Source organism: Halosimplex amylolyticum, assembly GCF_051414035.1.
In the GTDB taxonomy this organism is placed as follows: domain Archaea; phylum Halobacteriota; class Halobacteria; order Halobacteriales; family Haloarculaceae; genus Halosimplex; species Halosimplex amylolyticum.
On record NZ_JBLKNW010000001.1, the window covers coordinates 1,813,566 to 1,840,206 of the forward strand.

General features: G+C 61.7%; 27 protein-coding genes and 1 tRNA gene. 14 read left to right on the forward strand and 14 right to left on the reverse strand.

Features of this window, described 5'->3' with window-relative positions:
* Positions 1–106 precede the first annotated feature (106 nt).
* Genes ACMGFE_RS08610 through ACMGFE_RS08635 form a run of 6 tightly spaced genes read left to right on the forward strand, consistent with a single transcriptional unit; the run spans position 107 to position 7,868 of the window.
* Positions 107–1,900, forward strand: a complete 1,794-nt coding sequence (locus ACMGFE_RS08610; protein WP_436924725.1) for a DUF7408 domain-containing protein — start codon at positions 107–109, stop codon at positions 1,898–1,900.
* Positions 1,900–4,266, forward strand: coding sequence for a VWA domain-containing protein (locus tag ACMGFE_RS08615; RefSeq protein WP_436924727.1), 2,367 nt, complete (start codon positions 1,900–1,902; stop codon positions 4,264–4,266). Before ACMGFE_RS08610 ends, ACMGFE_RS08615 begins: the two co-directional genes overlap by 1 nt.
* Positions 4,263–5,030, forward strand: coding sequence for a chromosome partitioning protein (locus ACMGFE_RS08620; RefSeq protein WP_436924728.1), 768 nt, complete (start codon positions 4,263–4,265; stop codon positions 5,028–5,030). Before ACMGFE_RS08615 ends, ACMGFE_RS08620 begins: the two co-directional genes overlap by 4 nt.
* Complete coding sequence (locus ACMGFE_RS08625; protein WP_436924729.1) at positions 5,030–6,010, forward strand: DUF7502 family protein; 981 nt, start codon at positions 5,030–5,032, stop codon at positions 6,008–6,010. The genes ACMGFE_RS08620 and ACMGFE_RS08625 overlap by 1 nt, the downstream gene beginning before the upstream one ends.
* Positions 6,011–6,041: 31 nt before the next feature.
* The gene (locus tag ACMGFE_RS08630; protein ID WP_436924730.1) at positions 6,042–6,998 is read left to right on the forward strand and encodes an AAA family ATPase; all 957 of its coding nucleotides are present in this window, start codon (positions 6,042–6,044) and stop codon (positions 6,996–6,998) included.
* A gap of 3 nt (positions 6,999–7,001) precedes the next feature.
* Entirely contained in the window at positions 7,002–7,868 is an 867-nt protein-coding gene (locus ACMGFE_RS08635; RefSeq protein ID WP_436924732.1) for a DUF58 domain-containing protein, read from the forward strand.
* A 33-nt stretch (positions 7,869–7,901) separates the two neighbouring features.
* On the opposite strand, the gene ACMGFE_RS08640 is transcribed toward ACMGFE_RS08635, so the two are convergent.
* Positions 7,902–8,453, reverse strand: coding sequence for an excalibur calcium-binding domain-containing protein (locus ACMGFE_RS08640; protein WP_436924733.1), 552 nt, complete (start codon positions 8,451–8,453; stop codon positions 7,902–7,904).
* 177 nt (positions 8,454–8,630) lie between these two features.
* On the opposite strand from ACMGFE_RS08640, the gene ACMGFE_RS08645 reads away from it, so the two are divergent.
* The gene (locus ACMGFE_RS08645) at positions 8,631–9,014 is read left to right on the forward strand and encodes a DUF7522 family protein (protein ID WP_436924734.1); all 384 of its coding nucleotides are present in this window, start codon (positions 8,631–8,633) and stop codon (positions 9,012–9,014) included.
* 265 nt (positions 9,015–9,279) lie between these two features.
* Here the strand turns inward: ACMGFE_RS08645 and ACMGFE_RS08650 are convergent, their stop codons facing one another.
* Complete coding sequence (locus ACMGFE_RS08650) at positions 9,280–10,344, reverse strand: tyrosine-type recombinase/integrase (RefSeq protein ID WP_436924735.1); 1,065 nt, start codon at positions 10,342–10,344, stop codon at positions 9,280–9,282.
* A 304-nt stretch (positions 10,345–10,648) separates the two neighbouring features.
* On the opposite strand from ACMGFE_RS08650, the gene ACMGFE_RS08655 reads away from it, so the two are divergent.
* From ACMGFE_RS08655 to ACMGFE_RS08675, 5 genes are all read left to right on the forward strand, one after another.
* Entirely contained in the window at positions 10,649–10,843 is a 195-nt protein-coding gene (locus ACMGFE_RS08655; RefSeq protein ID WP_436924736.1) for a hypothetical protein, read from the forward strand.
* A gap of 260 nt (positions 10,844–11,103) precedes the next feature.
* The gene (locus ACMGFE_RS08660) at positions 11,104–12,105 is read left to right on the forward strand and encodes a DUF7961 domain-containing protein (protein ID WP_436924737.1); all 1,002 of its coding nucleotides are present in this window, start codon (positions 11,104–11,106) and stop codon (positions 12,103–12,105) included.
* A gap of 98 nt (positions 12,106–12,203) precedes the next feature.
* Entirely contained in the window at positions 12,204–12,857 is a 654-nt protein-coding gene (locus ACMGFE_RS08665; RefSeq protein ID WP_436924738.1) for a hypothetical protein, read from the forward strand.
* Positions 12,850–13,188 (forward strand): hypothetical protein, encoded by a 339-nt coding sequence (locus tag ACMGFE_RS08670; protein ID WP_436924739.1) that lies wholly within the window; start codon positions 12,850–12,852, stop codon positions 13,186–13,188. The genes ACMGFE_RS08665 and ACMGFE_RS08670 overlap by 8 nt, the downstream gene beginning before the upstream one ends.
* A gap of 3 nt (positions 13,189–13,191) precedes the next feature.
* On the forward strand, positions 13,192–14,037 hold the full coding sequence (locus ACMGFE_RS08675; protein WP_436924740.1) for a hypothetical protein: 846 nt from the start codon (positions 13,192–13,194) through the stop codon (positions 14,035–14,037).
* Between the two features lie 46 nt (positions 14,038–14,083).
* Here the strand turns inward: ACMGFE_RS08675 and ACMGFE_RS08680 are convergent, their stop codons facing one another.
* From ACMGFE_RS08680 to ACMGFE_RS08705, 6 genes are read right to left on the reverse strand one after another with little or no spacing between them, the layout of a single operon-like run.
* Positions 14,084–15,046 carry a hypothetical protein gene (locus ACMGFE_RS08680; RefSeq protein WP_436924741.1) on the reverse strand — a complete coding sequence of 321 codons (963 nt, stop codon included), beginning with the start codon at positions 15,044–15,046 and terminating at the stop codon, positions 14,084–14,086.
* Positions 15,039–15,947: a hypothetical protein gene (locus ACMGFE_RS08685; protein WP_436924742.1), complete on the reverse strand. Its 909-nt coding sequence runs from the start codon at positions 15,945–15,947 to the stop codon at positions 15,039–15,041. The genes ACMGFE_RS08680 and ACMGFE_RS08685 overlap by 8 nt, the downstream gene beginning before the upstream one ends.
* Positions 15,934–16,500 (reverse strand): DUF8063 family protein, encoded by a 567-nt coding sequence (locus ACMGFE_RS08690; protein WP_495849298.1) that lies wholly within the window; start codon positions 16,498–16,500, stop codon positions 15,934–15,936. Before ACMGFE_RS08690 ends, ACMGFE_RS08685 begins: the two co-directional genes overlap by 14 nt.
* A gap of 34 nt (positions 16,501–16,534) precedes the next feature.
* A complete protein-coding gene (locus ACMGFE_RS08695) occupies positions 16,535–18,070 on the reverse strand; it encodes an Env/VP5 family phage fusion protein (RefSeq protein WP_436924744.1) in 1,536 nt (511 codons plus the stop codon).
* Between the two features lie 2 nt (positions 18,071–18,072).
* Positions 18,073–18,456 carry a DUF8023 family protein gene (locus tag ACMGFE_RS08700; protein WP_436924746.1) on the reverse strand — a complete coding sequence of 128 codons (384 nt, stop codon included), beginning with the start codon at positions 18,454–18,456 and terminating at the stop codon, positions 18,073–18,075.
* The gene (locus ACMGFE_RS08705; protein ID WP_436924747.1) at positions 18,453–18,785 is read right to left on the reverse strand and encodes a hypothetical protein; all 333 of its coding nucleotides are present in this window, start codon (positions 18,783–18,785) and stop codon (positions 18,453–18,455) included. The genes ACMGFE_RS08700 and ACMGFE_RS08705 overlap by 4 nt, the downstream gene beginning before the upstream one ends.
* 201 nt (positions 18,786–18,986) lie before the next feature.
* Between ACMGFE_RS08705 and ACMGFE_RS08710 the strand changes: the two genes are divergently transcribed.
* A complete protein-coding gene (locus ACMGFE_RS08710) occupies positions 18,987–20,030 on the forward strand; it encodes a hypothetical protein (RefSeq protein ID WP_436924748.1) in 1,044 nt (347 codons plus the stop codon).
* A gap of 82 nt (positions 20,031–20,112) precedes the next feature.
* On the opposite strand, the gene ACMGFE_RS08715 is transcribed toward ACMGFE_RS08710, so the two are convergent.
* The 6 genes from ACMGFE_RS08715 to ACMGFE_RS08740 form a co-directional block, all read right to left on the reverse strand.
* Positions 20,113–21,963, reverse strand: coding sequence for a hypothetical protein (locus ACMGFE_RS08715; RefSeq protein WP_436924749.1), 1,851 nt, complete (start codon positions 21,961–21,963; stop codon positions 20,113–20,115).
* On the reverse strand, positions 21,964–22,260 hold the full coding sequence (locus ACMGFE_RS08720; RefSeq protein ID WP_436924750.1) for a hypothetical protein: 297 nt from the start codon (positions 22,258–22,260) through the stop codon (positions 21,964–21,966). It abuts the gene before it with no gap.
* Positions 22,261–22,405: 145 nt separating this feature from the next.
* Positions 22,406–22,666: an HNH endonuclease gene (locus ACMGFE_RS08725; protein ID WP_436924751.1), complete on the reverse strand. Its 261-nt coding sequence runs from the start codon at positions 22,664–22,666 to the stop codon at positions 22,406–22,408.
* A gap of 109 nt (positions 22,667–22,775) precedes the next feature.
* Positions 22,776–22,952, reverse strand: a tRNA-Trp gene (locus ACMGFE_RS08730).
* Between the two features lie 54 nt (positions 22,953–23,006).
* Positions 23,007–23,237 carry a DUF5795 family protein gene (locus ACMGFE_RS08735; protein ID WP_436924752.1) on the reverse strand — a complete coding sequence of 77 codons (231 nt, stop codon included), beginning with the start codon at positions 23,235–23,237 and terminating at the stop codon, positions 23,007–23,009.
* Positions 23,238–23,804: 567 nt separating this feature from the next.
* Complete coding sequence (locus tag ACMGFE_RS08740) at positions 23,805–24,713, reverse strand: DUF5794 domain-containing protein (RefSeq protein ID WP_436924753.1); 909 nt, start codon at positions 24,711–24,713, stop codon at positions 23,805–23,807.
* Positions 24,714–25,098: 385 nt separating this feature from the next.
* Here ACMGFE_RS08740 and guaB point away from each other — a divergent pair, with 385 nt between their 5' ends.
* A complete protein-coding gene (gene guaB, locus ACMGFE_RS08745) occupies positions 25,099–26,589 on the forward strand; it encodes an IMP dehydrogenase (RefSeq protein ID WP_436924755.1) in 1,491 nt (496 codons plus the stop codon).
* Positions 26,590–26,641 lie beyond the last annotated feature (52 nt).

Here is a 26,641-nt window from a genome sequence, read left to right on the forward strand (position 1 = left end):
ATGAGTCTAGAGGGGCGGTGGAGCGCGGCGCCGTCGCCGACTCGCTTCGAGTCGCGAGACCTGCCAGCACAAGACCAATAGTGCTTCCGGGAGACCCGGCATACGAATGGCCCTCTCCGACGTGTTTCTCACGCCGCTCGGATTAGCGGCCGCCCTGGTCGCGATCCCGATCGTCGTCCTGTACCTCATCCGGCCAGACCCCGACCGGGTGGAACTCCCCACGCTCCGCTTTCTCGCGGACGAACAGCGCCAGCGGGCGACGACCCCGCTGTTCGAACGGATCGCACGGAGCCTCCTCCTGTTGATCCAGATCCTCGCGGTCCTGTTGCTCGCGGGGTCGCTGGCCGCGCCGTACGTCCCCGTCGAGGAGCGCGCCGTCGTCGAGGAGACGGTGCTGGTCGTCGACACGAGCGCGAGCATGGCGACGACCGACGACGGGCGAACCCGACTCGACCGCGCCCTGGCCGCCGCCGACGAGGAGGTGACGACGCGGACCTCGGTCGTCACCACGGACGGCAGCGGCCAGGTCGCCCTCCGGCGTGGGCCGCCGAGCGCCGCCCGCGAGACGCTGCAGGGACTGGAGGCGACGGACGCGCCGGGGGACCTGCGCGGCGCCATCGCCCAGGCGCGAGCGCTCGCGGACGAGGGCGTGCGCGTCGTCGTCCTCAGCGACTTCGCCGGCGAGGAGTGGCGCGACGCGGTCACCGGGCTCCGCGCCCGCGGGCTCAGCGTCACGCTCCGGCAGTTCGACGGCGGCGGTGACGCCAACGTCGGCTTCGTCGACCGCCGGTTCAGCCAGTCCGAGGTGACCCTCTCGGTGAAGAACTTCGGCGACGAGTCGGTCACGCGGACGGTCCGGCTCGGCGACCGGACCGAGGAGGTCGACCTCGCCGCGGGCGACGTCGGAACGGTGACGTTCCCCGTCCCCGCCGGCACCTCCGAGGCGCGGCTCTCGCCGGGCGACGACTTCGCGACCGACGACGTCGTCCCGGTCGCCGCGCCCGAGGACCCGACCGTCGACGTCCTCGTCCTGACGAACGACCGGAACCGCTACCTGACGACGGCGCTGTCCCTGCTCGACCAGGTCGACCTCACCGTCGAGAACCCGCCGACCACCGTCGAGGACGAGTACGACGTGATCGTCTACAGCAACGTCGACGCCGACTCGCTGCTCCCCGGCAACGTCGAGGCGGGACGGACGGTCCTCGCCGAGGGCGGGGGCGTCGCGGTTCAGGCCCAGGAGGAGATGCCCGACCGACTGGGCGACCTCCTCCTGCTCGAACCCGACGGGACGGACACGTCGCCGACCATCCGCGCGACGACCGAGACGGACCTGACCGAGGGCATCGACTTCCAGCCGCCCGACGAGTACCTCACGGGGTCGCTGCGCTCGGGGGAGACGCTCGTGGAGCTACGCGACGGCACGCCGTTGCTCGCGACCGACCGGCGCGACGCCGGCCGCCTCCTCTACTACGGCTACATCGAGGAGCGGTCGAGTTTCAAGTACAACTACCAGTACCCGGTGTTCTGGAAGCGCGCCGTCTTCCACCTCGCCGGGCGCGAACCCCTCGCGGCGCTCAACCGCGAGACGGGCGACACGGTGCAGTTCGGCGCCGACAGGGTCCAGGGGCCCTCCGGCCGGCTCGCCGGCCCGGCCGTCACGCTCCGGGAGGTGGGCGTCTACAGCACCGACGGTCGCGTCCGGGGCGCGGCGCTGCTGGACGAGCGCGAGTCGGCCGTCGACGTCGAACCGCTGAGCGCGCGGACCGGGCCGACGGGCAATATCACGCGCCAGGAGACCCGGACCGTCCCGCAGCGCGTCACCGAGTACGCCGCCCTCGCGGCCCTGCTCGTGGCGCTCGCCGAGATCGGCTACCTCCGCCGCCGGGGTGAGCTCTGATGGAGGTCTCGTACTCGCTCGACGGCCTGACGGTGGGGGTCGAACAGCTCTGGCCCGCTGCGGTGGCGCCCGTGGCAGTGGCGCTGCTGGCGTACCTGATCTTCCGCGGCGAGGCGGGCACCCGCTCGGCGTCGCCGCGGAGCCGCCGGCTCCTGTTCGCGAGCCGCGTCCTCGTCGTCGTCCTCCTCGTCGTCGGCGCGATGGGGCCGTACACGGTCCAGACGCGCGAGACGCCGGGCGAGCCCCGCGTGACGCTGCTGACCGACGAGTCGGCGAGCGTGGGCGTGTTCCCGAACGCGACCGACGACCTCGTCGACGGGATCGAGGGCGCCGGCGTCCCCGTCACGACGGCGACCGTCGCCAGCGGGAGCGACTCGCGGATCGGCGACGGCATCGCCGCCAACCTCCGGGAGAACGGGACGGTGGTCGTCGTCTCCGACGGCCAGGTCACCGACGGACGGAGCCTCGCGGCCGCGGCCGAGGACGCCCAGCGGCTCAACGCGACCGTGAGCGCGGTCGAGCTCTTGCCCGAGCGGACTGAGCGCGCCGTCTCGGTCGCGGGGCCCTCCACCGCCAGCGTCGGCCTCTCGACCGAGTTCGTCGTCTCGCTGTCCGGCGTCGAAGCCGACGACGCCGCGACGGTCACGGTCGAGATCGACGGCGAGCCGGCCCGCGAAGCGGAGCTGGCGGCCGGCGAGTCGATCGCCGTCGAGCACACCTTCGACTCGGTGGGCGACCACCGGGTGACGGCGACGGTCGAGGGCGAGGACGTCTATGAGCGAAACGACGTCTTCTACCACGACGTGCGCGTGGTGGAGAAGCCGAACCTGCTGTACGTCTCCGGCGGCGAGTACCCGCTCCGGAGCTACCTGGGGTCGCTGTACAACGTGACGAACGCGACCGCGGTGCCACCGGATCTGGACGACTACGCGGCCGTGGTCGTCCAGGACACGCCCGCCTCGCGACTGGGGAACGTCAGCGCGCTCCAGGAGCACGTCATCGACGGCGGCGGGCTGGTGACCGTCGGCGGCGACAACGCCTACCAGCAGGGCGGCTACGAGGAGTCGGCGATCGCCTCCATGCTCCCGGTTCGGATGGGCAACGCCACCGGCGGCCGGACGAACATCGTGCTGCTCGTCGACATCTCCGGCAGCGCCGAGGAGGGGCTGTCGACCCAGAAGGGCATCGCGCTCGATGTGCTGGACCAGCTCGGCGACCGCAACCAGGTGGGCGTCGTCGCGTTCGGCGGCGAGGCCTACCGGATCGCCGACCGCCAGCAGCTCGGCGACGCGCGCGAGGCGATCGGCGAGCGGATCCGCCGCCTCCAGACGACGCGCGGTGGCACCGACATCGCCAACGGCCTGCTCGGCGCGAGCGACTTGCTCGGGAACAACCCCGGGACGGTCATCCTCCTGAGCGACGGGGCCGACGACGTCGACCGACCGGCGGCCGTCGCGAACCAGCTCGCTCGCGAGGGCGTCCGCGTGATCACCGTCGGCGCGGGCGACCGCGTCGACGAGAACACCCTCCGGCGGATCGCCCAGGAGTCCGGGGGGTCGTACTTCGGCGCCAACGAGACGAGCCGGCTCCGGCTGCTGTTCGGCGGCGCCTCCCGACAGTTCCGCGGCCAGAACCTCACGATCGTGAAACAGAACACGTTCATCACCTCCGGCGTCACGCTGACGGCCAACCCCTCGAAGGCGAACGAGGTTGCCGTCAAGGCCGGCGCGGACTACCAGGTCGCGACCTCCGACGGGACGCCCGCCATCGCCTCCTGGCGGTTCGGTCTCGGTCGCGTCGTCTCGATCACCGCCTACGGCGAGGACGGGAGCCTGGACGGCCTGCTCGACCGCCCGGACTCGCTCGTCGTGACGAAGTCCGTCAACTACGCCATCGGCGACCCCGGTCGGACCAGGGAGGGGGTGACCGACGTGAGCGACGCCCGCGTCGGCAGCCGGGCGACGCTCACCTACCGCGGCGACGAGCGCCCCGCCGTCGAGAACGTCAGCTTCCGCCAGATCGGCGAGGGGACCTACCGCGGGGAGTTCACGCCGCACGAGGCGGGCTACCGGAGCGTCCTCGACGCGGCCTACGCCGTGAACTACCCGCTCGAATACGCCCGGCTGGGCGTCGAGCCGCGACTGGAGCGGCTGGTCGACGTGACCGGCGGGCGCGAGTTCGGGCCCGACGAGGGCGCCGAGATCGCCAGGCTCGCCAGGGAGCAGTCCACGCGCGTCCGTAGCGTGCGCGACGCGTGGGGGTGGCTCGCGCTGCTGGGCGCGTTCGTCGTCTTCTCAACCGAAGTGATCGTCCGGCGAGTTCAAGTGTACCGCGGCCGCACGTCACTCACGAGTGGTCTCCCATGAGCGCACTCGGGCGTAACATCAGCCTGGGGCTGGTCGCCCTCCTCGTCCTGACGGTCGCCGGCGCAGCGGGAGCGACGGTGTTCTACCAGGACTCGGCCCAGCAACTCAGGAACCAGAACGACGCCCTCCAGAGCGAGAACGCCCAGCTCTCCGAACAGCTCAACCAGACGCGAACCCAGCTGGTTCAGACCCGCGAGCGACTCAACGAGACGCGAACCCGGCTGAACACCCGGACCCGGGACGTCGACCAGGTCGCAGAGGAACTCAACCGCACCGAGCGGCAACTGAACAGCACGCAGACGGAGCTGACCCGTACCCGGGCGATGCTCCGCAACTCGCGCGAGAACGTCACCAGGCTCGAAAACCGGGTCGAGGACCTCGAACAGCAGCGCGACGAACTCCAGACGCAGGTGTCCGACCTCCGGAACCGGCGGGACGACCTCGAGACCACCGTCTCGAACCTGCGGTCCGAGGTCGACGAACTCGAATCCGACCTGTCTGACGCGCAGGCCCGGATCGACGAGCTCGAGACGCGCGTCGCCGAGCGCGACGTCCGCATCGACCAGCTCGAGGCGAACGTCACGAGTCTGCAGGACGAGCTCGACCAGAAGGACTCGCGGGTCGGTGAGCTCGAAGATGAAGTCGACCGGCTGGAGTCCCAGCTCGCCGAGCGTGAGAGTACGATCGAGACGCTGCAATCCGACCTGAACAAGCTCTGCTCACAGTCGGAGAACCGGAACAAGACGACCTGTGAGGGCTACTGATGAGCGAGGAACCGGACCAGTCGGCCGATGGTGACGCGGACGACACCCGCGATCGGATGGCCGCGGCGATCGCCGAGATCCGCCGTGAGGGCTGGAAAGCGGCGGTCGTGACCGGCTTCGTCGACGCGACGGCGGTCTTCCTGGCCGCGAACCTGCTGCTCGCCGTCCTCGAACCCGCGGCGCTCCCCGAGCGGTTCGCGCTGCCCGCGAGCGTGACCGACCCCGTCGGCGACGCCCTCGGGCGGGATCTGGCGGGACTGGCCGTCCCGGGCTCGGCGACGGTGGCGGCGAACCTGGGCCTGGCCGCGTTCGCCCTGGTCGTCTGGCTGCGCGTCCGGAAGCCGCTGGTCGAGCAGTTCGAGGCGGTCAACCCCGCGGTCTCGGAGAAACTCAGAACGGCCCGCGACGCCGCGGAGGCGGACGCCGACTCGCGGATGGCCCGCCGGCTCTACGCGGAGGTGCTCGCGGACCTGCGGGCGAGTTCCTCCCTCGGGCTGGTGAACGTCGGGCGACTCGGCGCGGTCGCCGTCGTCATCGCCGCGCTGAGTCTGGCGACGGTGCAGGTGGCGGTCGTCGACGTCGCGCTGCTGGACCGGCCGGAACCGACCACCGAGGACAACACCGACGAGGCGCAGAACTACACCGGGCTACTGGACGGCGAGCGGGTCCTCGGCGACCGCGAGGAGGTCTCGGCCGGCGACCAGAACCAGACCGCCGAGATCGAGTCGACCGGGGGAGGTCGTGACGTCGACGAGGAGCGCACGTTCCCGGACCGCGAGCGAAGCGGGGGGAGCAGTGGCGGCTCCGACGGCGTCGACAGCCAGCAGGCGGAGTTCGCGGCCCCCGACCAGGTCGAGGACGCCGAACTCGTCCGCGAGTACAACCGCCAGATCCGGGACGCGGACCGCGAGGCGTCGAGCGGCGGCGAATCGAACGACGACGAATCGAACGACGAGGCGAGCGGCGGGGAATCGGGCTGACGCTGCGAGACGAGCGACCCCTTCGATACCTATGCAAGACGAACCCACAATCGACGACGACGGCGTGGAGGCTCTACAGGACAAAGTGGCGACCGCCCGCGAGGAGGTCGGCAAGCGCATCGTCGGCCAGCGCGAGGTGCTCGAACAGCTGTTCGTGTGCATCCTCGCCGACGGCAACGCGCTGCTGGAATCGAACCCCGGACTCGGCAAGACCACCATGGTCCGGACCGTCGCGGAGGTGACCGACCTCTCGTTCTCGCGCGTCCAGAACACCCCCGATCTCATGCCCTCGGACATCACCGGCACGGAGATCATCCGCGAGACCGAGGACGGCCGCGAGTTCGTCTTCGAGAAGGGACCGATCTTCGCGAACGTCGTCCTCGCCGACGAGATCAACCGCGCGACGCCGAAGACCCAGGCCGCCTTGCTGGAAGCGATGCAGGAGCGCCAGGTCACCGCTGGCGGCGAGACCTACTCGCTGCCCGAGCCCTTCTTCGTCCTCGCCACGCAGAACCCAATCGACCAGGGGGGGACCTACGCCCTCCCCGAAGCCCAGACCGACCGCTTCATGCTGAAACTCCTCGTCGACTACCCCGAAGGGGACGAGGAGCGCGACATCGTCGACCTCTACACCAGCGGGAGCCGGCAGGTGCCCGTCGAGCAGGTGCTCACCCGCGCGGAGATCCGCGAGGTCCAGGACCTCGTCCGGGAGATCCCCATCGCCGAGGACCTGCGCGACCGGGCCATCGAACTCGTCCGCGCGACCCGCGAGACCGAGGAGGTGGAGTTCGGCGCGAGCCCGCGGGCGAGCATGGCGCTGGTCGTCGCGTCGAAGGCCCGTGCGTTCCTCCACGGGCGCAACCACGTCTCCGCCGAAGACATCGAGGCGCTCGCCGCGCCGGTGTTGCGCCACCGCATCATCCTCGACTTCCGCGCCGAGCGCGACGGCCAGACGCCCGACGACGTCATCGAGTCGCTGCTGGAGTGAGCCGTGACGATAGATCCCGACTTCCTCGACGAACTCGACCGCTTCGACGCGGCGCTGGACCGCGAGACCGCCGCGCTCCGCCAGGGCGAGCAGGAGTCGCCGCGCGTCGGCGAGGGGCTGACCTTCAGCGACTACCGCCGGTACTCCCCCGGCGACGACACACGCCTCGTCGACTGGAAGCTCTTCGCCCGCACCGAGGAGTACTACATCAAGCAGTTCGAGGAGGAGCGCAACCTCACCGTCCACGTCCTGCTCGACGCCAGCGCGTCGATGGACTACGGCGAGGGGCCGGCCCACAAGTTCGAGTACGCCGCCAAGATCGGCCTGGGATTCTGCTACCTCACCGCCGAAGAGCACAACGACTTCCGGTTTTCCACGATAGGCGAGCGCGCCGACCGCCTGGACACCGGGCGGTCCAACCGCGGCGAGGTGCTGGCGCTCATCGACCAGATCAACGAGCTGGATCTAGAGGGAGAGGTCGACTTCGAGACGGTGCTGTCGACCTACGCCGACCAGATCCGGTCGCGGTCGCTCGTGGTGGTCGTCACGGACTGCCTGGCCGACCCCGAGGCGATCGAATCGGGAGTTTCGGCGCTGGCGCGAAACGACGTGGACGTGCTGGTGGTCCGGGTCGTGGCCCCGGACGAGCGCGATCCCGACGTCGTCGGGGACGCGCTGTTTGCGGACCCGGAGACCGACACGACCCGGCGGTCGTACTTCAGTCAGTCGCTGGTCGAGTCGTATCAGTCTCGCCTGGACGCCCACGTCGACGAAGTGAAAAATCGGGTGACGTCGTTAGGGGCCGACCACGTGCTCGTCGATACCGGCGACGAGTATTTCGACTCGTTCGCGAGCGTGTGGCTGGGGTGAGCGTGACGCCAGACTGTCGAATCCGTCGGTCGGTTACGGGAGGTGTTCGCAGGCGACGCCGTCGCCGTCACCGTCCAGCCCGTGTGCCCCGTTCGACTCCTCGTGGACCTCCTGTGCGGCCCGCTGCGACGAGAAGTCGTCGCAGTCGTAGTCACCGCTGTATTCGGACGACCCGCCGGACGGCTCGGAACGGCCCGTCTCCGTGGGCTCCGGAGGGGCCTCGGCCGTCTCGGTTCCGAGCGGATTCTCGACGTGCGTGGGGAGAGTGTCACCGGATTCGAGAACGGCGCCAGCGCCGCCGACAGCCGCGACGACGAGCACGAACGCGACGACTCCGCGACCGGGACTCCCGAGAAAACTGAGCGCACTGCCGAGCAGCGCCCCGGCCGTGATGGCGAGATGCGAACCGGCCGAAACGAGGTTCCACTGGACGAGGACACCCGCGAACTGCCAGAGAGAGAACGCGGCGACTCCGAGTCCGACCACGGTGAGGACGTTCTTCACACGCGTGAGAGTGAGGACGAGGACTATCCACAGCACGCTGAAGAAGTTCCGCCGGAACCGCCGCCACGAGTTACTGGCCATCTACTTGCTATGCCACTCTGGTCTACGCACATAATCTCTCGTGTTCCAGCGCCGCAGTAGACGACGTGTCGAACCGGTGCCGGGGATCTCGAGTCTCGCCGACCCGGACACGTCACGTATGCGACTGGGAAGCCACTGGCAAGTGATGATTTACAGCCATGTTCCGTACCGTCGGCCATGCTCTCGTCCGAAGAGTTGACCGAACTCGAATCCGAACTCGTCAGCGTCTGCCGGACCGCGATCGGCGACGACATCCGTAGCATCACGTACTTCACCGTCGACGACTACGAACAGCTCTATCTCCGGAGCGACCTCGAACAGGACGCGAACCTGGAACCGTTCGTCGCCAACGAACGACTGGGGTTCACCTCTCAACAGACCTACGAGGAGACGGAACTCGGCGAGTACAAGTTCAACATCCGCGTCTTCGAGTGGGGAACGATCACGAGGACGATCGTCGGCGACCTCGGCGTGTTCGTGACGACGGATCCGCTCAAACTCGACGAATTCTCTGAGGTAGACCAGTCGATCAGAACGGTTCTCGAAGAGTTTACCGGCTGAGCGGGACGTGCGCCGACGAAACACGGACGTAACTCCGGGAACGATGTAGCGGTGATCTGGAGACGGTGGTGATGTGCACCCGATTTGATCCGGTCGCTCGCTTCGCTCGCGCTGTGCCTTCCCTGGTTCGAATCCCGCCGAGACGTCCGTCACGCCTCACGAGTGACGAGCACACGAGGTGCTCGCCGTCGTGGTTCGGCGCAGAAAGATGGGGTCGGAGGGACCAGTCTTCCGGCGATTTCGCCATACGGTAGGGCGTGAGGCATCAGTTTTCATCGTTACCCCCAGTAGAAAGTGAAAGGTTTCCGAGGTACTTCCGGCGGCGTTCTTCGAGTCGCTGGTCACCCGTCGCCACGTCGTAGTGGCGGCGGATCACGTCGGGGGAGGAGTTCACCCGCTCGGCCACTTCCTCAATAGGGATGCCGCAGTTCAGCTGCCACGTGATCGAGCCGGTGCGTATCTGGTGAGGCGACCGCGACGAAGGGCACTGACTCGCGTAGTTCCGGCGGCGGTATTTGCACGTCTCGCGGTTGCGGTCGTGCGGGCACCTCTGATACAGGCAGGGCTGTGTCCCGAGGTACGACCACGCCCGGATGGTCGTATCGGACGGACGGCCCTGCCGACAGGAGAACAGCGGTTTCCGACCGTGGTCGTCGCGCTTGTCGACCCGTTCGCGGGCAATGTACTCGTCGAGGACGACACTAACCGCCGCCGGGATGCCGACCGGACGCTCACCGTTGTTCCCGTTCTTCAGCCGGGTACCGGAGTCGGGGCGGTTAACGAACCGGAGCGTCCCGGTGTCGCTCTCGTAGTCGTCAAGGTCGAGCGCGAGCGCACCGCTCATCCGACAGCCGGTGAACCAGAGGACTTCCAGGAGCGCGTGCTGCGGGCTGGCCCGGAACTCCATCGAATCGCGGTAGAAGTCGATCAGTCGAGTGCCGTCCTCGGGGGCGAGTTTCTTTTCGCTCTGTTCGTCTGCCTCGGAGAGTTCCGGGATGGGAACCTTGTCTTCGAGATCGTCGTCGACCGCACCGATCCGTTCGAGGTAGCCGAGCAGCTGCTTCACCGACATCATCTTGCCCTTCACTGTGACCGGCGCGTCCTCGGTGAGGCTCCGGCGGTACTCGTCCAGGAGCCAGCCGGAGAGGTCACCGACGCGCTCGATGCCGCGCTCGTCGCACCACTCGCAGAATCGAGCGAGTCGGTTTGCGTAGCTGCGGACCGTTGCGTCGGTCGAGTCCATCCGGCATTCGTCCAGGAAGCGATCGCGGGCTTCCCACACGGAGAGGTCCGCTGGGGAACCCGGCGCGGGCGCGGTCTCCGGAGTCACATCGATCCCTCCGACAGCGCCATCATCCGGTTACAGTTCGGGCAGGGCTTCGAGGTCTGGAGGGACGCCGCTGCGGTGTAACTGTTGCAGTTCTCCGTGTGTCCGCAGTCGGGACAGCGGAGTTTTGACTGTTCATCTGGCCATCTTGAGACCGAGCCTTGCGGGGTACTTGCCATACAGTGTTGCTAATTTAGCTTGGTGCTAATAAATCTTTAGCATATTAGCTTGTTAGCAACGAAGCAACTCAGGAATTAACTGGCTGGCAGGTAACCAATTTAGCAAGATGGCACAGCCCAGCTTCAGTATGGAACAGGAGTTGTTAGACGAACTCGATAGTACACTCAGCTACGGTGATTCCCGGTCTGAATGGGTGAGGGACGCGATCAAGCTGAAGCTGGGAATTCTTGAGGAGATGGAGGAAAATGAAGTGGAAATGACAGAGGAAGAACGCCGAGAATTCGTTTTCGAAGCAGTTCGATCTGCGCTTGAAGAGCAGTGACCTAATTTTAGACGGGCCTGTACTCGGGTGAGACTCTCTCGACGGGCTCCTCGATCTTCCTGCCGCACGCCACGCACTGAAGTCCAATTCTACTCTCTGGGAGGGTCACTTTCCGAACCGGGGCTTCACACCCATCAGGGCAACTGATCCACTCGTCCAACATCATGCACCGTGACCAATACGGAGGGGAAGTAAAAGATAGCCAGCCTACAGTAGAGTGAAAGTGAAAGTATAACTCAAACGCCGCTTGTCAAAGTGATGTGTATCAATATATTCCGGATGAGATCGACAAAGTACGGGCAGACTATCAAGCAGAGAAGCAGGGAGCAGAGGACAAAGATGCGAAGCGAGTTGGAAACTTAGGGGAGCTGGCCTTCGAGCAGTTCTGTCGTGAGTATCTGCCTGCGGAGATGTGGGAATGGGAAAACGAGGACGCGATCCGACGCTGTAATCCCGAGAGTTTCTCAGGGCACGATTTCGAGGTCTTCGGATACGAGGTGGACGTGAAAACGTCTCGGGACGTGTCTGCATTTCTGCCGAAGAAGATGGTCGAGAATGACTCAGAGGACGATATTATCGTGATGGCGTGGCACAGAGACAACGAGGACTCTCTGATTCTGCTCGGGTGGGAACATGTCCAGACGCTGCAGTCGAAGGTTCAGACGCAAGAGGAATTCTCCGGGGACGAGCCGGAGAAACTGAAACATCTAGCGTCGAGGCCGATGAACGATCTCCAGGACCTTGGACCGAACATGGCGAACATGAACCAAAAACCCGAGAACCCGTTCCAGCCCGGCGACCGAGTAGTGAAGAGAGGCGAAAAGGACCCATCTGTCGGGGTTGTCGTCGAGGTACTGCCACCAGAAACGCAGATCGAATTATACGGGCAGGAATTAAACGGAGAAGGCGTGCGAGTCGCGTTCCCTAGTTCTCTCGACGAAGGCGCTGGAAACTGGCGAGAATACAATTCGGCACTTCTCTCCTCCTACTGTGACGATCAGGATGTGAGTCTATATACCTACAAACACAAGAATCTGAAATTTGCAGAAAACCCGTTTACACCGGGAGATTACGTGGTCAAACCATCGCATGACGACCCAGACATCGCAGTCGTAGTTGAAACCGGGGAAGAGGTGACCGTTATTTTCAAGCGGCAGGTGGGAAGCAAAGTTGAGCCAGCAAATCTAAGAGATCACTGCGACGAAAATGGGATTTCAACGTATAGTTATGAACCCTCAGTACTGGAATTTGCGGAGGTGTAGATAACTGAACCTGATCTCACCGCTGAAATCTAAGATGGCAACCATCTCATTAATTAGCAGTAGCAATTATTATACGAATCAAGATCAATTAGGCCTGTATGTCTGTTAACCGGGATGACCTTGAAGTAATTCTCACTGAGTTTCCTCGACAAGAATTGAAAAAAATCGCGTCCGAACGAGACATCGAAGTAGATAGCACGAAAGTAGAAGATTACATTGAATCAATCAAGAGAGATTCTTGGACGAACGAGGGATTACAAAACCTCGTTGGTCGGTTAAATAGGGTCTTAGAAGAGAATGAACCAATGGGTTTCTACATCTGCGAGATAAGTGACGGGCCCGATCTCGAGGAATTTGCTGATTCACTTGAAACTCGCAATCCAGCTGAGTTTAATGATGATGGAGAACCAGTGGAATCGGGATATGATATCGATGAGGTCTCTGAGAAGGAGCTTACTTACCGAAACTGGAAAGTTCAGGAAAAGAGCGAATTCAACCGAATTACGGGCACACCAAGGTACTATACTGATATTTCGATGACTAGTGTGAGAATTGACGCCGAGGAGGGGCGAGTGTACATGAATACGAAAAATTATCTCAAGGCGAAATCGATTAGAGGTTTCCTGAAAGACGAGGGATTTGAATTAGAGGAAGTTGGTCACAAGACTCTTACTCCAGAGTCTGCGAAGGAACAAGTTGAATCGTTTGTTGATGAAATGGAAGAAAAACTGGAGGAAGTAAATAATGAGTGATGCACACCTTGTAATTGACTCCGTCAAAATCCTTCTCAGAGGTGGTGATATCGAAGGCATTAGTGTAAATGGAAGGACAGATATTTTCAATCACCCTGAAGTAGAAAGATATGTCGAAGAAAGAGATGGGAAAATTCAGAAGATCGAGGGAGAGTTTAGGTACGATGAGGTACTATTTGATTTCAGTTTAAGTTACGCAAGGGAATCGGCGGTTGATATGGGCCACTTGTCCGTGAGAAAGCAGGGCCGCAGAACAGGTGACGTAGGTATTCGGGAAGATGCATTCGAATTCATTGAAGAAATATTCGAGAAGCATTTCATCGATGTCTGACTGATGGAACGTAATTACGAATTCGAGATGGAGTTCCTCATAGGCGTCATAGCCGCGGTCGGAGGAGCTTCAGCACTTTCAACATTCAAACCCTTTATAAATACCTGGGTGACGTATTCTATAGTTTTCGTGGCAATATCCCACATTGTCTTATTAACCGTAGTTTATTCGACTAAGAGGGGTACAGATTACAGTATTTCCAGTATAACAATTGTAGAGCGAGCTAGTACTGCCACACTGTGGGTAACGACGTTTGGCGCGATCGTGTTCGTGTCGAACCTATTTGTAAATTCAATCCTAAGTGCTATTATTGGTGACGAGGTTAGTCGAGCCATAAATCATACAGCTCAGGTAATTACAAACAATTCGGACCACGTGCACACAGGAATCCAACTGATTTTAACAGCAATTCTCCCTGCGATAGCATTTGGGTACTACTGGGGGAAAATTAGAAAGAACATGACTGTCTCAAACAATATTGATATTTCTATTGTGCCTGATGAAGTCTATGTACGTTCTACATTTGAAGATTCACGACCTCTATCTATCACCGTCAGAAATCATTCGGAGGAGACGATTTCAGTCAACTTAGAAAGCAATCTTCCGGAATCCGTTCTTTGGAGAGAAGCGGGGGAAAGATCTGAAAATAGAGATGAGATCTCGGAAAGTGCAGAGATAATTCCAGACCGTCAGTCGATTTGGGATATAGAATTTAGGCACAATCTTGAGCACGCTGAGAAATTATTCAGGGAGATTGACGTAACTGTTTCACATGATTATGGGGAAAAATCCAAGACGGTAGATATGCAGATAGATAGTTATCAGCAAGAACCGAATATTGAAAATTAAATCCCGCTCGGCCCCCCATTAAGGGGGGCGCTCGCTGGCTCGCTCGCTACGAAGAAATGTCGAATTCTGCTTGTTCGTCGGGTTCGTACGAGCCGGCGATCGGCGGCACCGGGTCAAGCGTGTACGCCTGGTCGTCGGGCTCGCCGTCGACGAGATCCCGGTAGAACTCGGCGGAGTACCTGGTGTCGTCCAGATCTAGCTCTTCGGCATTCTGGACGATGATGTGGTCTGCGTGTTCTCGAATCGGTGGGGCGATGTCGTACCCGTCTTCGCGGTGACCGATGACGAACAGCCGCAGGCCCAGCTTGCTCTTGAACGTCACTAGCGGGTAGAACTCGCTGTTGACCTCGTGGCTGTGGGTCTGCGCGTTTGCCTGCGTACTCATCTCGTCGAGGACGGCGACCACGTCTGGGAACTCGTGACACAGCTCCTCGAGTTCGGTTCTCGTCTCGACGGTGTACGTCCGGTCGTTCAGACCAGGCTCTTCCCATTCGAGCGTCGTTACGTTCGTGGCTAGGATGGCGTCGGGCTGGTCTCGGAGATGCAGCCCGGCACCGACGAGCGCGGAGTTCGTCTTTCCGCCGTCAGTCATGCCGAGGAACACGCCGAGATAGCCCGCACGACGGAGGTCACGGACGAGGTGAGAGAATACCTGTGCGCTCGAAAAGTCCGACTCACGCCGAGTGAGGCCGGAAAGCCAGGAGAGCAACGCGAGGTTCCCGTTCTGGACAGCACGGGCCGCTATTGGGGAGCCGTGAGCGGCTATCAGGTCCCGGCACTTCTGGGTCTGTTCGAACGTCGGCGGAAGGTCCGTCTCGCTATCGACCTGCTCGTCAATCTCCAGATACCGACTGTATCGCCGCTTGTGGTGGACGTACTCGGCGAGGGGACGGCCTTCGAGGAACGGAGCGAGGGGGTAAACGCGGTTGTTCTCGGTCAACCGGCCTTCGGCGACCTCTCGGAACTCGGCAGCGCCGATCCCGAGGGAGTTCCCGCTGAAGTCACTCATCGATCGACCCTCGCACAGCTCCGGTATCGCCGTTCGACTTCGCTTCTCGACTGGCAGCACGCTCTTCGAGCGAGTCGTCGGACTCCTGGATGTCCGCCGAGCCGGGACGATCGGCGGCCGCGCGCTCTTCCTGGTCGTCGGCCTCTTCCCGGTGGGGAAGGAGACCGCCGAGCGTTTCGTCGAGGTCGACGTCGAGGTCGAAGTTCATCGGGTTGTCCCCATCGGCGAGGAAGTTCCCTTCTTCAGCTCCGAGCAGCAGCGCGTGACCGAGTCGGTCCGTGTTTTCGAGGACCTTCATGTCCGCGCCAGCGCGGGCCTGAAGGCCCGAGAACGCCAGCGGAACCAACTTCTCGCGCTGCTTGCTCAGCGCCGCTTTCGACTCCATGAACTCTTGATGAGATACTTCGCCTTCCCACGTCGACACCAGGACTCGCCGCGGGACGATCTCCGTTTCGCCAGTCTCAGGATTGACCTCTTCGCGCTGCTCGATCTTCTGACCTTCCGCGAAGTAGACCGTCTCACCAGTGGATCGGGCGTGCCGAGTGGCGAGCCTGTCGCCTTCGATTTCGGCCTCTCCGAACTCCTTTGGATGGAGGTATTTCAGACCCCACTCCTGGCCGTCGGGGTCGTTCAGGACGATGGGAACGTCGAGGCGCTTCTGGTAGATGTATGCGAACAGGAACGCGTACGAGACGATGAACGGCCCGGCAATCAGTGCGGACAGCGCGACGATGGAGATCGGCCGGGCCGGGAGACCGTACCACCAGATGAGCGCCAGCCCGACGAGGCACAGCAGGCCGAACATCAACGGGATGCCGGTCGCTTTCAGCACTTCCAGCATCAGCCGCTTGTTCGACGGGGCCGGGGGAGCCTGCGGATTCGGTGGCTCAGTGTTGGTCATGCTCTTTCCCTCGCAGTTTGCGATTGGCGTAGAACGCTCCGGGCAGCGCCATGGCGAAGAGGCTGAAGACGGTCGCGCCAGCAAGCCAGGTGTCCTCGGGTGACGGACCGCCGGGCACGAAGTCCGTACTACCGCCTTTCCGTATCGTGTGACCGTACAGCGTCTCGTCCGTTGAGATGGAGACACCGACACGACCATTCCGCTCGGTGACGGCAAACTTCAGCTCGGCGCGCCCGTCGACGACGGTCGTCCGTCGGTTGATCTCTCGGTCTTGGTCCGTGAAGAACGCGCCAGCGTCAGCCAACGTCACAGCGACCGGGGAATCGGACCGGAGGACGATTGTCGCCTCTCCAGTCTCGAAGCCTCGCATCTCATCCACGGCGGTGTACGACGAGGAGACGATGACGAGACCGTCCTGAATCTGCGTTCCCGACTCCTTGGGCATCTCGACACCGGGACCGCTCTGCGTCCCGTTCTCGGCCTGTGCGACCACGCCAGTAGGCACCAGCGTCAGCAGCGCGAGGAACGCTACAGTTACAGCTATTCGTTTCATGGTTTCGATAAATTTGGTGAGGTACGGGGTAGGTTTACGTGCGGTACACCACGGGGATGAGAAGCACTGCCAGCAGCACGGTAGCGATCACGGCTATCGCAGTGCTACCACCGAAGCCACCGGGGAGGAAGCCGACGCCGCCGCCCTGGTCGAGCAGCTTTTGCTGCCGAGCTTCTAACTCAGCGGTGGTCTTTCGGAGGTCTTCCATCGTCTGCTGGTACTCGTCGGTACTGGTGTGGGTGTAGTTGATTTCGCGATACTTGATTGACGTTTGATTCAGGTTTTCGCCGGACGGCTTCGTCACGTTCTGTACCGTGAAGTTACCGTTCAGCGTGGTCGTGGTCCCGTCGGTCGTGTTGACGACGAACTGCCGACCTTCCAGGTCAGCAGCATCGTACGTCTGCGTCCCGATAGTGAACTCTCCACCAGCTGGGAGACCGTCGGACATCAGCAGGCCGTTGTACGTCTCGTCGGTGTCCTCGTTGACGATCTTCATCGTCCCGACGCCCGACATGTTCGCAGGCGGCTGTTTGCCCATCGAGACGAACGACCGCAGGGTGTACGATCCGTATTCGCCTTCGGGCGAATACTCCCGAGCAGCGAGGTACGGATCAATCAGGTCGTCCGTAGTGATCGACCCTCGCTGATACGACGAGTACGTGTTGTCCACGAATGTATCAACACGGGTCTGGATCTGGCTGTTCTGGTTACCGATTTCAGCCCAAAGCTCGTTGTACTGCGAGACGTTCATGAACTCAGCTTTGTCGTAGTTGCTGTTAGGAGCACTAACAGTCGCGTAGTTGATTTCGTAACTGCTAGTGTCGTAGTTCACATCGTTCTCAGTGATACCGAACTCCGGGCTACTGGTTGCCGCAGTGTTACGGAACGCGAGCACGTTCATGTCCGTCCCGTTCGCAAGCGTCACGGTTCGGACGACCGTCTTGGTCATGCTAACGTCCATGCTACCCGAAGCGGACGCATACTCGAACTCAACGAAGTGTGCGTTGATGTTCGAGTCGTTCATGATGGTCTCTTTGTACGACATCCATCGGATCGCAGACGTGTTCCACTGCGCAATCAGTTGCGCCTGTTTCTTGGCGTAGTAGTCCGAAGCCGTCTGTTTCGCCTCAGAGCGAGCGACAGCCTCGGACGACTGATTGTTCAGTTCCCTGATGTAGGTGTTCTTGGCTTCCATCGTCGCGATGGAGCGAGTATCTTGGAGATAGTTATCGAGCGAATCCGCGTAAATCGCGTCGTTCTGACGCTCAGAGGAAGCGGATTCGTAGATACTAATCTCCTTGTCCTCGCTCGCCAAGCTCTCGATTTTCGTCTTGTTAACTTCGCTGTCGTGGAAGTATTCACTCGTCATGTAACCGATACCGGCGCCGGCAGCTATGCCGACAGCAGTACCGGCACCGACCAGGCACAGGCCGCCGCAGGCGATCGCTTCGGCCTCTCCGACGGGTCCGTCCTCCTCTATGGCGCCGGTGTGGACCGCCGCACCGTAGGCGGCAGACACCAGCATCAGGACAGCAGCGACAGCGACGATCCGTTGAGTAACTCGTCGCATTGTCACTTCCCGAAGATTGCACCAGTGACCACCATCAGCGCCATGATGATGACACTGGCCCACGGGTTGAGGCTCTGCACAGCACTCTGTACCTCGACCATGAACGCGTTCGCCGTCATGATGACAGCGGTCAGCGTCACTATCACCCACTCGACAGGATGATAGTTCGCCGGGTTACGCGTCCCGCTGGATGCGAACACGACGGCATACGCAGCGTACGACGCCGCGAGAGGCAGGAACTTGTACTTGGTCAGCAGCTCCACGATGTCGAGCATCAGGCCGGTCTGGATCAGACCGACGACAGCGAACAGCATCAGCGCCAGCGCGGTGCCGATGTTCAGCTGCTTGTACGCTTCGAGCGCACTGCCTTTCCGCCGGTGGCTCATCGCTTGAACCTCGCTTCCTTCGGGTTGTAGGTCACCTCCTCGCCGTCGTCGTCCTCGAAGGATTCCTCTTCCTCCGAGACGCGGAGGGCCATCTGCGAGCCCTCGACCAGCTCGGCGATAAGTTGACGGCGGATGCTTGCGGTGATGTACGTGGGTCGGCCGTCGATCTCCACGACACCGTTCCGGCCGGCGTTCGGGCTGAAGCCCGTGATGCGGCCAGTCACTTCGTCGCCGGGTTCGAGGTCGATCCAATCGGAACCACCATCGTCGTCCGAGGTCTCCGGCTCAGGGAAGTCCTCGAACGACGATGTTTCGTTGTTGGTAGCCATGCTACACTCGGAACATCTAGTTCTACTAGTAAAAGCGGCTCCCCACCCTTGTGAAAGTAGAATTCACCAGCTGAGGCACGGAAACAGAAATATATTGACTTAATCGATTAAAGGCATTTGTTGAATAATTCGCTCCCAAACGCTGCCAAACATTTATAAAGCTTAATCCACGATCGGATTCCATAAGTCAATAACATAATAATGGATATAAAAAATCCGAGAAGGATTATTAGGCTGCTTATCGCAATAGTAGTAGCTCTTGTCGGGTACACTGTCGCAAATTTAATATCAGGACACCTACTATCTACTATCCAATGGCTATCTAAGTGGGTTCCGTTAGTAAAGAGAATATCGCCCATTATATTAGTAACTGCAATAATATATTTCTACATACAGGATGATTCTATTATTGAAAAGAGAGGGAATAGTAGGGAAATTGTAAAGATACTCTTAATTGCAACAGGGGGTGCTCTAATAAGTTATCTCATCATTCCATTAATTGTTGAAGTGCTGCTTGTCGCGCTATCCTGGCTATATCCGTGGATCACTAGTGCAGGAAGTGTAATATCAGTCATAATGACTGCCGGACTCCTTTACCTATATTCCAAACAGCAATCAGTCCTCTCTCGCCAAACTGACATCCAGAGAGAGCAAAATAGACTAATGAATCAGCAAATAAGATGGGATGAAGCGGATAAGAAACCTTGGCTAGAAGTTGGGGAGTGGGGTGCTACAGAAGATAACAGACTCTATTTTGATATGGCGAATATTGGAGGCAGTCCTATAAAGAATCTGAATACAATGATTTGTATCTCTCCCAAAGAATGGGACGAGGATGATCCAATGTGGGTGCCACGGTTAAGGTCAACCCCTAGATCTCCTCTAGTAAATAGTGATGGTCGCTCAATGATTGGACCAGGAATCAGCGAGAATACTAGATATTACACCGATGTTACACTTAGTTTTGTACACCCAAGTGCAGATATGGATGGAATGCATAAGAATGGCACATTCAAAGAATTCTTAGAAGTAGTGGATGATACTTATATTTCCATGCATCGAATTTGGTTTACTCTAATCTATGACGATATCAATGGATCAGATCAGATAATCCACTTGTGTACAATTGATTTCAATATTAAAGATGTTAAAGAAATAAAGGATATATTTGAAATGGGTACAATTGTGAATGGTACTATTGACGAATACCAACGATCTCCAAAACCGCCTGAGGCACTTCAATAGTTGTCAACAAATTAGTTGTAAAACCAGTACGACATCCTGCAGACCTTACTGGTTGGGATATCGAACTAGTTCAAAATTATACCTACACTGAATCCGAAAAAACAGTACCATTGCCGTCTGGTATTGGGACCCGTTCAGCAGTAATCACGGAATCAGCTACTTCAGGGTGTTTAATGCCAAGTTTCAAGAGATACCCTGCCATCGATTCTCCACCCCATATCGCCGTACCAGTCCGGTCGCAGCGCCAGTAGATCGAGTCAGAATCTTCGTGCCCAAGTTTCGTATTTTGAAGCAGTCTATCGATGTGATCGATAGTTTCTACCATCTCAACGCCTGTACCGGCTGATGCAGGATATTCCTCTTCGCCTACGGTGACACTCTTGACCTGCCACTCGGGTGGGCGGTCGAACGTGACGGGTTCGGATGGGTCGACACCGTAGTCGACCTCTTCGATCAGCCGTCGAGCATCGGGCGGTAACCCGAGCGCACCCATAATTTGGGTCGGTGTCGCGTCCGGGTAGCGTTCTAAGTATTGCTCGATCTGTTCCCGCTGGCGTTTCTCCGACGGAGTCTGTCCGACGGTTGCAGCAGCACGAGCGGACGGCCACCGGTCGCGCAGCTCACCCTCGCGGTCGAGGCCGCCGTCGGCAGTTGCGGTCGACTGGTCGCCGACTCGGGCAGCGGTCAGCGTCTGGTCCTGGTCGATCCCGTGGGGACTCCCGCACTTCGCGCATTCGAGGTCGACACCGCGAGTCGACGATCGAACGACGCTCTCGCCGTGGTCGACGGACTGGTCAGACTGGTCGGACTCGTACCGCTGTTTGCAGGCGTCGGCGGTCGACGCCCAACCGGCAGCGTCCGACCGGCTCTGAGTCTTCGCGTTCGCCGCGGTCACTGCGGCGGCCCACATGATGTATTCTTCCGAGCGTTCGTGAAGGTCGAGCGGGTCGATGGAAGCGTAATCTGCGATATACTGGGCGGTACTCTCTAATTCCTCGGGTTCCTTGATTTCGACCGTTCCCACATCGTCGGCGTTCGCGTCCCAATCCTGAATGTCGAGATCGTGGGCGTCCGCACCAGCCCACTCACACTCTTCGACGTGTTTCTCGATCACCGGGCGAAGGTCGTTCGGCGTGACCGGGCCGTCGACGACCAGGACAACGTGGTCGTGGCCGTAACAGCGGTTAATCCCGTACTCGCCGCGTTTTCCCGTATGCGGCTCTGAACGGCGTTCATACTGCCAATCATATCCGAGAGAACGCATTGTATTCCGAAGTGTATCGTAACAACTGTTCCAGCTACTCCGACGGACGGAGATGTGATCGACCGGCGCGACTCGCTCGCCGTCCGGCATCGAGGACGCGCTCAGGGTGAGGAGACAGATATGCGGATCATCAAAGTTAGCTGTGGACGTACCACCAGACGGACGATCACCGCCGGTTAGTTCACGGAGCCAGCCTTCCATCTGAGCGTAGTACTTCATCTGATAGGAGGCGAACCAGCGAGTGACGGCCTCGATAGAGAACTCAGCATATTCCGGGTCGCTGGGGCGTCCTTTTTCGAGATTAATCGTCGTCCGGCGGGTGTCCTCGTGATCTTCGAGCATCTTTTCGACGGCTTCGCCCCAGTCGTAGGGAGTTCGGGCTACCAGTTGCTGGCCGGTCACGTCATCGTCGATCTCCCGAATCGCCTCGCTGTGATACGGTTCGTAGTGTTCGCGAGTGTAGTCGCGGCGGAGTGAAACGCCGTCGCGCTCGGTCAGCGGCAACTGGGTCCGATCGGGGTACTTGGCGTAGGACTCTGAGACCCTTTCAGCAGTCGTCGGTAACTCGCGTTCAGAATCGGGCGGGTTACCGGGTTGAGCCGGGGTTACAGAGTCTTTCGAGTTGGTTTGCCGAGAGCCGCCGGTGTCGGTTGGTTCCTCAGTCGCCATCTACAGGGAGTCAGAATCGACAGTGAGCCAGTCGTCGTCGAGACCGCCCCGCGACCGCACCGCATCAAGATTCGCGCGCCTACGGCGCGCGGTGCGCTGCGGGTCCTCGCTTCGGCCCCCATGGGAGGGGGCCATCCGCTGTGGGTCCTCGCTTGTGGCGGGAGGGTCGTCGGGTGCAGTTACCTGATAACAGGTGCGGCACTCTCTGGCCTCTGTCACCGGGTCGCCGATCCGGTTGATGCAGTTGTCCTTGCAGAGATGGCACTGGTACTGCCGGTAGGCTTCCCAGTCGGTCACGACTGACCACCGTCCTCGACGCGCTGGACAGCTCGACGAACATCGTCGTCCGTCGCCTCTTCCAGGAGGAGACGCGAAGCCCGGACGAACTCGTCGGGAGGGAACGGCCAGTCCTCACGGGAAGGTGCGCCTCGACGATCTCCCGTCACGGGAGCGCACCCCCGTTCAGGTGGTAGTCCGCGTGTGGCTCCGGTTCGCGGGCTTCGAGGTTTTCAGGCCGGTTGTTCCAACGATCGTGATCCTCGTGGTGGACCTCCAGATCAGTCCAGAGGTCGTCGATCTCGCCGTGCGCGTACGCGGTCAGCCGGTGGAGGTAGAGGTAGCGGTCGTGACCGGCCGCAGAATCCCAGACTCGGATGCGCGGATAGTGGTCTGGATCGAACTCGATTCGGGGGCCGAATATCACGGCCACCACCCCGAGTTATCAACTTCTTGAGCATGATTTTGGGGCGTTTCAGAAACGCCGAAAACGCGCCGCTCACTAACCTGAGCTAAAGAAAAATTAAAGGTTAGTATGGGGTCGGAGGGATTTGAACCCCCGATCGACTGATATCTCCGGTAGCGCCTCGGAACTCCAGAGGGTCATCACAGGGTCAGTGATCAGCCGACCCGTTCAGTATATCAGCTGGAGTGTCGTCCCGGGCGCCGTTGCCTCTGGAGTCAGTCGCCATGCCGGACTTGGCCACGACCCCGCCTGCATCATTCGGTATGCCCAATCCCACTAAAGGGGTTTCGGTCTCCCCCGATCAGTCCTCGTCGTCGATCTCCGCCCAGTCGCAGTCCTGGCACTTGTACCCGGTCACGAACGACGTGACGCCGGGCATGTAGCCGACCGACAGGACGTTGCCGCCGCAGTCGGGGCACTCTCGATCGGCGTCCTCGATGGCCTCGGCGTCCATGACCGATTCGCCCTCGATGAGTTCCGCCAGGCGCTTGGGCGTGACCATCCGCCCCTGCACGACGCGATTGTCTGCCATACCGTTGCATAGCCGCGCCTGTCCGTAAGCCCTTCCACTCGCTGCTAGGAGTTGCTGGTGTCGGATTCTGGTTCGCCACGAGAGCGGACGCGCACAGCATCGCGGACAGCGACTGCACTGCACCAGAGAGCGAGTCTCACAGCACCGCGAACAGGGTGAAAGCCCCGGCCGATTCGACTCGCGCGGGTCGCTGCGCTCCTCGCTTTCCTGTCGTTCGAAAGAGCGCGCAGCGCTCTTTCGTGATGACGAGAGAGCTTCGCTCTCTCGAACCACGGTGCTTGCGTCCCCGTGCTTCGTCGAATCGGGCGCCCCTTTCATTCCCACCCACACAGACGGATCGACAAGCCGGATCGGGCGGGAATGAAAGGGGTCGCTCTCTCCGGGAAGACGGGCGACGTAAGCACTGCAGGGAGCGAAGCGACCGAAGCGCGCAGCGAGCCCCTCGACCGGAGAGAGCGAGGGCTTTCACCTGTTCGCGATGCCGTTGACTCAATCTCTGTGTGAATCTCTCACCTCGCTCTCACCGGCAGCCATAATTCCAACAAAATAGCAACCGGACTCGAACACTCAGAGCCAGGGCGCGCGTTCGTTGTCGGCGGTGACGTAGTTGGAGACGCGGCCGGGCACGGACTCGTCGCCGTCGTCCTCGCTGTCTTCATCATCGTCTTCGACGCGCTCGGGGTCACCACCGTCGGCGACCGCGGCATCGCCGGATGCCTCGTCCGGGACGACGTCGTACTCGCGGTCGCCGGACGGGTCGAAGGCGAACAGCGCGGTCACACCTAACACAGCGAGCGCCAGGGGAGCGTCCCCCGGAACCAACCCGAAGATGGACAGCGGGAGCACGCCGAGGGCGACCGCACTGCCGAAGCGGAAGCGGTCGATGTCCACTACCGCTCGCAGCTGCGGGCCGAGCAGGGCGACGGCGAGCGCGAAGGCGACGCCGACGCCGGCCGCGGCGACGGCGCGCGCGACCAGTTCGAGGTCGGTCGTCACCGTCAGCGCGACGCCGCTGGGCTCGAAACTCGCCACGAGTCCGAGGCCGATGATGACCGCTGGCCGGGGGAGGTACTCGCCGATGCGGGCGCTCGCGGTCTTGGCGGCGACCGCGAGGATGACGAGGCCGGCGAAGCGCTCGAAGACGACCATCGAGAGCATGTCGCGGATGGTCGGCGCGAGCGCAGCCTCGACGGCGGCGACGGGGAGCAACACCGCGCCGACGGCGAGGATAGCCGTCGCCTGTTCGCGGCGGGTGCCGTCCATCTCGGCGAGGATGACGGCGACGGTCGCGCTACCGCCGAAGATGAGCAGACCGACTTCGAGGATGCCGATAGGGTCGTCGAGCGCGCCCGCGAGGACGAGCGCGGGGAAGATGCCGTCGACCAGCGGGAGACACATGATGGTCGCGAGGAGCGTCGTCGCACCGCCGACCTGCCGCTCGACGGTGAGTGCGACCGGGTGCTGGGAGCTACTCATGCACTCAGCAGTGGCCGTCTCCCGTGGCCAGGGGGTGTCCCGATCCTCGATGCGGTCTCCGGCGGGCGGCGTCCTGCCGCCGGTTCGCGCCGAAATTCGAGGCCGGTTTCTCCGCGAAGTCCCGTTTGAAGAAGTCGGCAGAAGGTGTAAACGCGACGCTCGCGGCGTCGCGGGCAGTCTTCTGACCGATGCCAGCAGCGGCGGGACTGGCGGAGTGCATATCTATCATTATTATCCTATCGAGTATAAGAATTGCGTGAGAGACGGCCACATGCGCCGCGGAGGGGCCAGAAGGCGGCGTGACCACCGATTCGCGATCTCGGGAGGGGCTGGCACGGAGCGACGGTCTCGCAACGTTTTTGGGCGGTCGGCGGCGACGGTTTACATGGCGAACGATCCCGAACCTTTCTCGGAGAAACTCCGCGTGCCGGAGGCGCTGACGTTCGACGACGTGCTCCTCCGCCCCAAGGAGAGTCGGGTCGAACCGGACGACGCGGACACGGCGACACACGTGTCGAAGAACGTGCAGTTGCAGGTGCCGGTGCTCACGGCGGCGATGGACACCGTCACCGAGAGCGAGATGGCGATCGCGATGGCCCGTGAGGGCGGCCTGGGCGTCATGCACCGGAACATGGACGTCGACGAGATGGTCGTCGAGATCGAGCGCGTCAAGCGCGCCGACGAGCTCATCATCCGCGACGTCGTGACGGCCGAGCCGGACCAGACGGTGCGCGAGGTCGACGAGATGATGGCCCGCGCCGGCGTCTCCGGCGCGCCCGTCGTCAGCGACGACGACGAGGTCCTGGGCATCATCTCGGGCACCGACATCCGCCCGTACCTCGAAGTCGGCGAGTCCGACGAGGTGCGCGAGGCGATGACCGACGAGGTCATCACCGCCCCCGAGGACGTCACCCCCCGGGAAGCGCTCGAACTCATGTACGAGCACAAGATCGAGCGCGTCCCCATCGTCGACGACGGCGACCGTCTCATCGGGCTCATCACGATGCAAGGCATCCTCCAGCGGCGCGAGTACGACGCGGCCGCCCGTGACGAGGACGGTGCCCTCCGGGCGGGCGTCGCCGTCAGCCCGTTCGAGGCCGAGCGCGCCGAGGCCGCCGACGAGGCCGGCGCCGACGTCCTGTTTATCGACACGGCTCACGCGCACAATCTCAACGTCATCGAGGGCGCCCGCGAGATCAAGGAGTCTGTCGACGCCGACGTCGTCGTCGGCAACGTCGGCACGCGGGAGGCCGCCGAGGAGGTCGTCGACTTCGCCGACGGCATCAAGGTCGGCATCGGCCCCGGCTCCATCTGTACGACTCGCGTCGTCACCGGCGCCGGGATGCCCCAGATCACCGCCGTCGCCCAGGTCGCCGACGTGGCGAGCCAGCACGACGTGCCCGTCATCGCCGACGGCGGCATCCGCTACTCCGGCGACGCAATCAAGGCCATCGCGGCCGGCGCGGACGCGGTCATGCTCGGCTCGTACTTCGCCGGCACCGACGAGGCGCCCGGCCGCGTCGTCACGATGAACGGCAAGAAGTACAAGCAGTACCGCGGCATGGGCTCGGTCGGCGCGATGCAGTCGGGTGGCGGCGACCGCTACCTCAAGGACGTCGACGAGGACGAGGAAGACGAGATGATCCCCGAGGGCGTCGAGGCGGCGACCCCATACAAGGGGACGCTCGCGAGCGAACTCCACCAGCTCGTCGGTGGCATGAAGTCGGGCATGGGCTACGTCGGCGCCGAGACCATCCCCGAGTTCAAAGAGCGCGCGGAGTTCGTGAAGGTCTCGCAGGCGGGCCAGCAGGAGGGCCACCCCCACGACGTCGTCATCACGGACGAGGCACCCAACTACAGCCCCGACGGCTCGTAAACGCCACCGAGCGGACCGAAATCCTCAGGGGCGTCCGAGCACGACGGTACGG